This is a genomic window from Pseudomonas sp. NBRC 111127, assembly GCF_001320345.1.
GTDB lineage: Bacteria > Pseudomonadota > Gammaproteobacteria > Pseudomonadales > Pseudomonadaceae > Aquipseudomonas > Aquipseudomonas juntendi.
On sequence record NZ_BCBD01000291.1, the window covers coordinates 1 to 2071 of the forward strand.

Genomic DNA, 2071 nt, shown 5'->3' on the forward strand with positions numbered 1-2071 from the left:
ACACCCGATCAGAAGTCCAGGTTAGAAACCGACAGGGCATTGCTCTCGATGAAGTCACGGCGTGGTTCGACCGCATCACCCATCAGGGTGTTGAAGATCTGGTCGGCAGCGATTGCATCTTCGATGGTGACCTTGAGCATCCGGCGCACGGTTGGGTCCATGGTGGTTTCCCACAGCTGCTCAGGGTTCATCTCACCCAACCCTTTGTATCGCTGGATAGTATGCCGCTTGGTGCTTTCGTTCATCAGCCAGTCCAGCGCTTCCTTGAACTCGCTGACCGCCTTGCGGCGCTCGCCGCGCTGCACATAAGCACCTTCGCCCAGCAGGGTAGAAAGGTTGGCCCCCAGCTTCACGACCGTACGGTAGTCGTTACTGCCAAAGAAGTCGCGGTTGAACGTGACGTAGCTGGCCAGGCCGTGGGAGGTCACTTCCACTTCCGGCAGCCACACATTGCGCTCTTTGTCTTCGCGCAGGCTGGCCTGATAAGCAAGGCCGGACTTCTGACTGTTGCTCAGGCGCGCCTGGAACTTCACCAGCCAGGCTTGCATCGCAGCATGATCGCCCAGTTGCTCGACGGTCACTTCCGGCAGATAGATGAAATGCTCAGTGATGTCTTCTGGGTACAAGCGCGACAGACGCTTGAGCGTTTTCATCACGCCGCGGAATTCGTTGACTAGGTTTTCCAGTTGTACACCGGCAACCGCTGGCGCCGACTCGTCCAAGTGCAGGCTGGCATCTTCCAGGGCCGACTGGGTCATGTACTCTTCCATGGCCTCGTCGTCTTTGATGTACTGCTCCTGCTTACCTCGCTTGACCTTGTACAGCGGCGGCTGAGCAATGTAGATGTAGCCGCGCTCGACAAGCTCCGGCAACTGGCGGAAGAAGAAGGTCAGCAACAAGGTACGGATGTGCGAACCGTCAACGTCAGCATCGGTCATGATGATGATGTTGTGATAACGCAATTTATCGATGTTGTACTCTTCGCGGCCAATGCCACACCCCAGCGCCGTAATCAACGTGCCCACATCCTGGGACGAGATCATCTTGTCGAAGCGCGCCTTCTCGACGTTGAGGATCTTACCCTTCAGCGGCAGGATCGCCTGGGTACGGCGGTTACGGCCCTGTTTGGCGGAGCCACCTGCAGAGTCACCCTCCACCAGGTACAGTTCAGAAAGGGCAGGGTCCTTTTCCTGGCAGTCCGCCAATTTGCCCGGCAAGCCGGCAATGTCCAACGCGCCCTTGCGACGGGTCATTTCACGGGCTTTACGGGCCGCTTCCCGAGCACGCGCAGCGTCGATCATCTTGCCAACGACGGCCTTGGCCTCGTTAGGGTTCTCCAGCAGGAAGTCGGCAAAGTACTTGTTCATTTCCTGCTCAACGGCGGTTTTCACCTCCGAGGAAACCAACTTGTCTTTGGTTTGCGAGCTGAACTTAGGGTCCGGGACCTTGACCGAAATGATCGCGGTCAGGCCTTCACGGGCATCGTCACCAGTGGTGGCTACCTTGTTCTTCTTTGCCAGACCTTCCTGCTCGATGTAGTTGTTAAGGCTACGGGTCAGCGAGGAACGGAAGCCCACCAGGTGGGTACCACCATCACGCTGCGGAATGTTGTTGGTGAAGCACAGCAGGTTTTCGTTGAAGCTGTCATTCCATTGCAGGGCAACTTCAACGCCGACGCCATCCTCGCGCTGCACATTGAAGTGGAACACCTGGTTGTTGACCGGCGTCTTGTTGGTGTTCAGGTACTCAACGAACGCTCGCAGGCCACCTTCGTACTTGAAGAACTCTTCCTTACCACTGCGTTCATCCTTCAGCAGAATGCCGACGCCCGAGTTGAGGAACGACAGTTCGCGAATCCGCTTGGCCAGGATGTCCCAGCTGAAATGGATGTTCTTGAATGTTTCAGCCGAAGGCTTGAAATGGATATGGGTGCCCGTGGTTTCGCTGTCACCCACAACCGCCATCGGCGCTTGTGGAACACCGTGAACGTAGGTCTGTTCCCAGATCTTGCCGCTGCGGCGAACGGTCAATACCAGCTTCTCGGAGAGGGCGTTTACGACCGAAACCCCAA

Annotated in this window: 1 protein-coding gene; it reads right to left on the reverse strand. The window is 56.9% G+C overall.

All coding sequences use genetic code 11. The features are described from left to right. Positions 1-8: 8 nt before the first annotated feature. A partial coding sequence (locus APH30_RS26895) for a DNA gyrase subunit B (protein WP_054914237.1) occupies positions 9-2071 on the reverse strand: 2063 nt, incomplete at its 5' end.